The sequence below is a fragment of the Sulfurimonas sp. genome, assembly GCF_032250635.1.
GTDB lineage: Bacteria > Campylobacterota > Campylobacteria > Campylobacterales > Sulfurimonadaceae > Sulfurimonas.
The window spans coordinates 1-8410 of sequence record NZ_JAVVFL010000095.1; the positions used below are offsets into that span (position 1 = coordinate 1).

The following is an 8410-nucleotide window of genomic DNA, read 5'->3' on the forward strand; positions in this document are numbered from 1 at the left end:
AAGAGTACAGAGAAGCAATCGAAGAGATAGTAAAGCTTCTTTACAAAAAAGAGAATATTACCGGCGAGGAAGTTAGAAATATAATTATTGATTTTGAAAAAGCAAACGGTATAGAATCTAAAGTAAATTTAGTATTTGATGATATTGAAGAAGAGTTAAAAGTAGATGCAAGAATGGCTCAAGAAGAAAAAGATGCTAAAAAATCAAAAAAAGATAAGGAAAACTTAGATGAGGAGTAATCTTCTACCGATTGCAAGAGAGGGTTGGAGTTATCTAGCATACTCAATTGCAGCGCTTATTGTTTTTACGATAATTGATATTGATTTCTTGCAGTTTTTGGCATTTTTGACAACACTCTTTTTTGTTTTTATTTTTAGAAATCCCGAGAGACAAAATATGCTTTATCAGCAAAACAGCGTTGTAAGTCCTGTTGATGGAGTTGTCTCATCCATAGAGGAGCTACAAGGCAAAGGGAGCTATGCATATAAAGTAGAGATTGATGGAAATTATCTCAATGTAGCTCTGCTTAGAGTTCCTTTTAGTTCAACCTTGGAGGAGCTTAACCTTCAAAGAGGCGCTAGGCTCTCTGCTTTTAAATCGCTCTCAAAAAACATAAATGAAAATGCAGAGTTAGTATTTAGTGATACAAAATCTTCAAATAAAATGAAGCTAGTTCATAGACTAAAACAGAGTATAAAGGGAATAGATATAGACGTTAGCAAGGGTCAGAATCTTCTTCAGGGTTCTAGATACGGTCTTGTTGTAAACGGCATTACAGAGCTCTACCTGCCGCATAACTTTAGATTAAATATAGACATCGGCAGTGAGCTCAAAGCATCTGAGTCTCTCATCGGCTACTTTACAAACGAGAGTAAGAGTAAAAAATAACTCTATAACCAGAAGTAGTTCTACTTCTGGCTCTTCTCAAACATCAATTTATCAGTATCAATACTAAAATTAAAATATTCAGAGTTGAAGTTGTTTTTATATATTCTTGAGAATTGAATAACTGCCCCTTTATTGTTTTTAACCTCAAGATAGAGAAGTCCAAGAGCATATCTGCTCTCTAAAAAACTAGGGTTCTTTAGTTTAGAGAGCTCTAAAAGGGCAATCGCGTTTGCATGATGCTCTGCCGCAGTAGAGGCAACGGCGCCCAGAAAGAGAGTCTGTGAGTCACGCACTTTAAGATTGTCAATGAGGTTGTTATAAAGAGTATAAGACTCTTCGTAAAATCCGTCGTATAGCGACGCTAAAGCAAGTGAACTAGTCAGCTCTTCAGTTCGCTCGGTTGTAGATTCAAGCACCTTTTTTAGCTGCTCTCTCAAGAAATAGAGCTTGCCTGTAATGAGGTTTTGCTGAATATAGAGATATCTTGCAACATATGCCCCAAAATAGAGATCGTTAAAGTTTAAATCTTGAACCCTTAGGTAGTTCATAACCTCTTTTGCATACTCTTTTTGACTTAGTTTGTTGAAATGAGCATCGATATACATCATGTGTGGAACTATCTCATCCGGAAGCAGTAGTGCAAGTTTGTTTGCAGATTTTTGCGCGGCAACTACATTGTTTTGTTTAAGCGCAATAATAATATCGAGTGCCAAATATAGAGGTCGTTGTTTATAATCTTTATCGATCCAGTCACTGAGAGATGAAGCATTCCCCTGACTTATAAAAAGAAGAGTATTGTAGAGATCTATCTCTTCAGAGAACTCCTCATGAGCAATTGCATCCTTTATGATGGAGAGCAGTTTGGCATTTTCGTTATCTATAAGCTGAGAGGTCATAACCGCATATATTCCCGAGAGATAATTCTTTGCATCAAGATTGTAGGAGCGCAAAAAGTGTTTGTGCGCATCAGCCATATTGCCCATCTGTGCATAAGTCAGAGCAAGATTGTAGTGAAGAATGGAGTGTTTAGGCTGAATTTCAACCAGTTTTTGAAGCATCTCATTGGCTTCTCTGAGTTTAAAGGAGAGTGCTTTTTTGATTGCATTTACTATGCCAAGATTGACACTTGAAGACGAGGAGCCTTTTTTTAGATACTCCTTTGCAGAGTCAATATTGTCAATATAGATATTTGCATTTCCTTTGCGTATATAGCTTATGGTCTGATTTGCATTAAATGTTTTATATGGCGAGAAGTAAAATATCTTTTGGTAATCAATCTCCCTGCTGTTAATTACACTGTTTCTGTATCTCTCTTGAGCCTCTTCGGGATTGAAAAGCGAATCTTTTAGCTTAACTTTAATAGGGTAGGGTTTGTAAACCTCTTCGCCAAACATATCTGTAATATTTTCAATATTTTTAGCCGCTTCTTGAACCTGACCCGATTTTAAATTTACATAGCCGAGAGCAAGCTGCGACTTTACGGGCTCTATCCCTTTTTTTATTGCATTTTGAAGATAATTTTTTGCTAGTGTTAAATCTCCGACTCTTGCATAAAGAAGTCCAAGACTAAAATCATTGACTATCGGTTTGTCACTCTCCATGCTCTCAATAGCGCTGTAGTCATTGTCAAAAAGAGCGTTAATTCTTGATGCAAGAGAGTTTTGAACTTTTTTATACTCTAGAGATGTAGGATTTTTAAGTGCACTTAACGCCTCTAGATAGTTGTCGTTATAGTAGTTTATAAGAGTATAGTAGTAAGAGTATAGAGGTGACTGTCTCTCATGAGGGAGATAGGCGTAAGCCAAGTCAATGTAGTATCTAAAGCTCTCTTGGTTTTGTAGATGCAGGGAGCAGACTGCCGCATTAATGGCGCTTACGCATCTTTTTTCATTGTTTTGTATTGCTTTTTGAAATGTCTCAAGAGCAGTCTTGTATTGCGCGTCTTTTAGTTGAGCAACTCCCAGATTGTAGGCAGAGACGGCTTCGCTGTAGTGAGCTATTTTTTCATAAAGAGTAAGAGCCTCTGTTTTTGAGCCAGTCGAGTAGAGATAGTCGGCTTTGGCTATCATGCTCTCTATCTTACTTGGCTCCACAGGCTTTGAGATTGGTTTTTCCAATCTCTCATCTATGTAGTCCATAGAGCTGTCGGCAGATTTTTTTGATTGTTTTTGAATGATTAAAAAGAGCAGCGAAATGGTTAAAACAAGACCGACACCGATGCCGACAAGAATTAACTTCTTTTTGGTTGCAGATGATGACTCTTCATCAATTATTGACGATTTTGAAGCAGCACTCTCATAAGCGGCATCACTATCTTCAATAATTATTATCTCTTCTTCTAGTCCATCAGCCATCATCTACCTTGCTATCGTTTCTTTTTTAAAGCAAAAAAAGTACCAAAATACTAGTTTATATAGGACTCTAAAACCTTTGGAATCGTTATGCTTCCATCTTCGTTTTGACAGTTTTCCATAATCGCTACCATGGTTCTTCCAACGGCAAGTGATGAGCCGTTGAGAGTGTGAACAAAAGAGTTTTTGTTTTCATCTTTGAATCTTATTTTTGCACGTCTTGCCTGAAACTCTCTCGTGTTGGATACGGAACTTATCTCTCTGTAGGAGGCTTGTCCAGGCAGCCAAACTTCCAAATCTACTGTTTTTGCAGCTCCAAAGCCCAAGTCACCGCTGCACAGATTTACAAGACGGTGTGGAAGCTCAAGCGCACTAAGCAGATCCGATGCGGTTTGAACCATCTCATCAAAGATTTTGTCACTATCTTCAGGTTTTGTGATGCTTACAAGCTCAACTTTATGAAACTGGTGCTGTCGTATCATGCCGCGAGTGTCACGCCCTGCGGCACCTGCCTCTTTTCTGAAACATGACGTATATGCCGTCATTTTAATGGGCAGTTGATTAGGAGATAGTATCTCGTCTTGAAAAAGATTTGTAACAGGAACCTCTGCGGTTGGGATTAAAAAGAGCTCTTGGTCCTCTATTTTGTAGAGGTCGTCTTCAAATTTTGGAAGCTGTCCGGTGCCTTCAAGTGCGGCTCTGTTTACGATAGAGGGCACGCTTACCTCTTCAAAACCTCTTTTTGAGTTGAAATTTAGCATAAAATTGATAAGCGCTCGCTCTAGTTTTGCGCCCATGCCAAAAGAGACGCTAAAACGGCTTGTTGCAAGTTTTACGCCTCTCTCAAAATCTATCCAGCCGTTTTGCTCAGCCAGCTCCCAGTGCTCTTTTGGAGTAAAATTAAACTCTCTTGGAGTAAGAACTTTCCTAATCTCTATGTTGTCGTTCTCATCTTCGCCATCTGGAACATCATCATCTGGAATGTTTGGAATTGACATGGCAAGAGACTCCAACTCCTCCTGCTTTATGCGCTGCACTTCAAGAGCTTCAGTGATTTTAATCTTGTTTGCATCGACTCTGGCTTTTAACTCGCTTACGTCTTTGCCCTCTTTTTTATAGATGCCAAACTCTTTGCTCATTGCATTTTGCGCCGCTTGAAGTGTTTCATAGTCTACTTTTGCAGTTTTTAGCTCTTCACCCTTTTTTTTAAGCGAATCAAGCAGTTCAACACTCACGCCTTTTCTCACAAGTTTGTTGCTAACGCCTTGAAAATCTTTTTGTAGTAGTTTTAAATCAATCATTGTATTTTTCCGGTAAATAAGTGGTGCGATTATAGCAAAATAAACTATTGAAGCACATTATGACAATTGTATGATAAAATAAACTATTTTTAAAAAAAAAGCAGCGAGGAGCCTACTGTATGCAATTACCATTAAGTGATAGTGAAGTTGTAGATATATCTGATGATGAACTTTATTGTAAAAAACTTTATGGTGGTCTATTACAGGCTCAAGCTCTTGCACATATAGGGCATTGGGAACTTGATTTGGTAAACAACTCTCTATATTGGTCTGATGAAGTTTACCGTATTTTTGGTCTTGAGCCCCAAGAGTTCGAGGCTACTTATGAAGCGTTTTTAAAATATGTTCATCCCGAAGATATTGACATGGTAAACAATATGTACATGTCATCCCTTAAAGAGAAACGCGGATACTATGTTGAGCATCGCATTGTTCGTGAAAATGGGGAGATTGGGTTTGTCGAAGAGAGTTGTGAACATGAGTTTGATAAAGATGGGAATCCACTGAAATCAATCGGTACGGTTCATGATATAACAAGACGTAAAAATGCCGAAAATGAGCTTGTTTTGGCTTCTGCTGTTTTTGAAAAAATGAACGACGGAGTTCTAATAACAGATGCCTCTCAGCGAATAATTACCATAAATAGCGCATACAGCGAAATATCCGGATACAACATCGAAGAGATTAGGGGAAAAACTCCAAACACATTTAGCTCTGGCTGGCATGACAAGCTCTTTTATCAAAATATGTGGAGTGAGCTCAATCAAGAGGGGCACTGGAACGGGGAGATAGCAGATAGACGAAAAAACGGTGAGCTCTATACCGCGGAGCTCAACATTATTGCTCTGCATGACAAAGAGGGCAATCTAACCAACTACATCTCCATAGTCAATGACATAAGCGAGAAGAAGAAAAAAGAGAGTTTGATCCATAATCTCGCCTATTTTGACGCGCTTACAAACCTTCCAAACAGGGTTTTGTTTCAAGAGCGTGTTATAAATAAGATACCCTCACTTCAGAGAAACTCAAAAAAAATGGCGCTCTTTTTTATAGATATGGATAACTTTAAAAATATAAATGACACATTTGGGCACTTTACCGGGGACAAATTTTTAATTGAGGTGGCAAAATCTATCAAAGCAACTCTTCGCGATGAGGATACTTTGGCTCGCCTTGGCGGTGATGAGTTTACGGTAACACTCGGTGATGCGGAATCTGTTTTAGACATAGCTGTGGTAGCAGAAAAAATAATAGAGAGATTTAAATCACCTGTAATAATAGAGGGCAGAGAGTTTTATACGGGAGCAAGCATTGGAATTAGCATCTATCCTGATGATGGAACAACTTATGAGGAGCTTGTTAAAGCGGCTGATACGGCGATGTATCAGGTAAAAGAGTCAGGAAAAAACTCCTATCAGTTTTATACGCAGTCAATGAACGAGAAGATAACGGAACGCTCGCTTATAGAGAATGATTTACGCAGCGCAATAAGCAGAAATGAGCTCTTTTTGGAGTACCAGCCAAAAGTAAATCTTAGGACAAAAAAAGTTTACGGTATGGAAGCGCTTATAAGATGGAATCACCCTGATATTGGGCTTATAAGACCAGACAAATTTATAGGCATATCAGAAGAGACCGGTCAGATATCTCAAATAGGCTTATGGGTTGCAAGACAAGCAATAAGCGACGCAAAAGCGCTTTATGACGAGGGAAAGAGGCTTGTTGTATCAATAAATGTGTCAAGCAAGCAGCTAAATGACGACTCCTTTATAAACGACATTTGCGCCATCGCGGATAATATCGGACTTGATAAGGGTTATATTGAGCTTGAAATTACGGAGAGTCATATTATGAAGGATGTAGACAAGGCGCTCTCTATCTTAAACGCGCTAAGCGAAAAGGGTTTTAAACTCTCTATTGATGATTTTGGAACGGGTTACTCCTCTCTTAGTTACTTAAAGAAACTACCTGCAAAAACGATTAAAATAGATCGTAGTTTTGTGCTTGATATTGATAAAGATGAGGATGACCGCTCCATCGTTGCGGCTATCATCGCAATGGCAAGATCTCTTGGCAAAGATGTTATCGCCGAGGGCTCAGAGACGAAAGAGCATATAGAAGCACTGAAATCTCTGCACTGCTACCAGATTCAGGGATACTACTTCAGCAAGCCACTTAGAATAGAGAAATTTAGAGAGTTTATTAAAGATTTTAAGGGTGATGGCAAGTCGGTATAGAGACTAGCTTAATATATTTTTAGCTAGTCCAAACTGATTTGCAGTCATTAGATGAATTTTCGGATGGAGTGCTTTTATCTCTAAAAAGAGATTTTTGCTAAGCTCAAAACCAACTCTATACTCTTCCTCTGCTCCTTTTTCATGCGCATCTCTTAAGGCTTCAATCCACGCATCAGGAACATCTATACCTGGTACATGTGCAGATAAAAATTGTGCAGTTCTTAGTTTTGTAATAGGAAAAATTCCCAAAATAAGCTCAGCACTTTTGTTTTCGTTGCAGCACTCTTCGTTTGCCGCCTCTTTGAGCTCAAGTAGCAGTTTTGCGTTTTGCAGGTCATAAACAGGTTGCGTAATGATTCCGAGCGCACCATGTTTTATCTTTTTTTGCATCTTTTTTTGCAGCGTCTTAGGATTTTTGGCATAAGAGTTTACAACGGCAAAAGGGTAGATCTCTTTTGGTTTGTGCGTTAGAGGTTTTCCAGCATAATCAATTCCGCTGTTAAAACATGAGATAATTTCAAGCAAAAGTGTACTGTCTGCTTCAAAAACACCCTTTGTGTGGGGCTGATCGGAAATGGATGCAGGATCTCCCGTTAGTGCCAATATCGCTCTTATTTCTACTTCATTTGCTCCCAAAAGATCCGATTGAAGAGCAATTTTATTTCTATCACGCATACTCATGGTTGCAATAACGGGCTTATTAAATCTCTCTTGAAGCATCTTTGCCGCAAAAAGGGAGTTGTATTTTAACTTCGCAAGAGGATTGTCGGTTGTAGTAAAAGCGTCCACTAGCTTATCAAGTCCAAGCTCTGCTATTGTCTCAATGATAGGTGAGAAAACAGGGGAGTGCCCCGGAGTCGTCTCTAACGAGATATAAGTATCGTTTTTTAGTTTATTTATAAGTTCATTAAACAAAAAGCATCCTAAATGGTATAATTGCGCAATTATAACTAAAGAGAGAAGAATATATGCTAAAACTGGCTGTTTTTGATTTTGATTCTACGCTTATGGACGGCGAGACGATAGATTTTTTTGCTGAAGAGTTGGGTCTTGGAGAGCAGGTAGGTAAAATTACAGAGGCTGCCATGAGCGGCGAACTTGATTTTTTTGAATCGCTTCAGCAGAGAGTCGGACTCTTAAAGGGGCTGGAATACAGCGTAGTGGAGAGAATCAGCCAAAATCTCCCTTACATGAAAGGGGCACGTGAGACCATAGCCGAGCTAAAAGGTATGGGCATGAAAGTGGTCTGTTTTAGCGGCGGGTTTAGAAGTGCTACGGGATATGCAAAAAACATCTTAGGTTATGATGCCGATTTTTCAAACGTACTGCACCATAAAAACCAGATACTTACGGGTCTTGTGGGCGGAGATATGATGTTCAACTACTCAAAGGGCGATATGTTGGTTCGCCTGCAGGGTCTGCTTGGGGTAAAAGAGGACGAAACACTGGTGTGCGGAGACGGAGCAAATGACCTCTCCATGTTTGCTCATGCCGGAACAAGAGTCGCTTTTTGCGCAAGAGAAATTTTACGCAAAGAAGCAAATATAGTTATTGAGACGAAAGACTTAACACAAATATTAGGAAAAATACAATGCTAGAAAACAGTGTCTGGAGACAGTACAACAAAGAGAAC

The 8410-nt window shown here is 39.0% G+C and carries 6 protein-coding genes and 1 pseudogene; 4 read left to right on the forward strand and 3 right to left on the reverse strand.

Translation table 11 applies throughout. From position 1 onward, the window contains the following. Positions 1-239, forward strand: a pseudogene (locus tag RQ763_RS06870) (cell division protein FtsH); the annotation flags it as partial. Continuing rightward, the gene (locus tag RQ763_RS06875) at positions 229-888 is read left to right on the forward strand and encodes a phosphatidylserine decarboxylase (RefSeq protein ID WP_314151954.1); all 660 of its coding nucleotides are present in this window, start codon (positions 229-231) and stop codon (positions 886-888) included. The pseudogene RQ763_RS06870 and the gene RQ763_RS06875, both read left to right, overlap by 11 nt. A 20-nt stretch (positions 889-908) precedes the next feature. Here the strand turns inward: RQ763_RS06875 and RQ763_RS06880 are convergent, their stop codons facing one another. Beyond that, positions 909-3245, reverse strand: coding sequence for a tetratricopeptide repeat protein (locus tag RQ763_RS06880; protein ID WP_314151955.1), 2337 nt, complete (start codon positions 3243-3245; stop codon positions 909-911). A gap of 47 nt (positions 3246-3292) precedes the next feature. After that, on the reverse strand, positions 3293-4540 hold the full coding sequence (gene serS, locus RQ763_RS06885; RefSeq protein ID WP_314151957.1) for a serine--tRNA ligase: 1248 nt from the start codon (positions 4538-4540) through the stop codon (positions 3293-3295). Positions 4541-4659: 119 nt separating this feature from the next. Between serS and RQ763_RS06890 the strand changes: the two genes are divergently transcribed. Then, the gene (locus tag RQ763_RS06890; protein WP_314151958.1) at positions 4660-6777 is read left to right on the forward strand and encodes an EAL domain-containing protein; all 2118 of its coding nucleotides are present in this window, start codon (positions 4660-4662) and stop codon (positions 6775-6777) included. 3 nt (positions 6778-6780) lie between these two features. Here the strand turns inward: RQ763_RS06890 and RQ763_RS06895 are convergent, their stop codons facing one another. Then, entirely contained in the window at positions 6781-7692 is a 912-nt protein-coding gene (locus RQ763_RS06895) for a methylenetetrahydrofolate reductase (protein WP_314151960.1), read from the reverse strand. Between the two features lie 53 nt (positions 7693-7745). On the opposite strand from RQ763_RS06895, the gene serB reads away from it, so the two are divergent. Beyond that, positions 7746-8375, forward strand: coding sequence for a phosphoserine phosphatase SerB (gene serB / locus RQ763_RS06900; protein WP_314151962.1), 630 nt, complete (start codon positions 7746-7748; stop codon positions 8373-8375). The last annotated feature ends 35 nt before the right edge of the window (positions 8376-8410 follow it).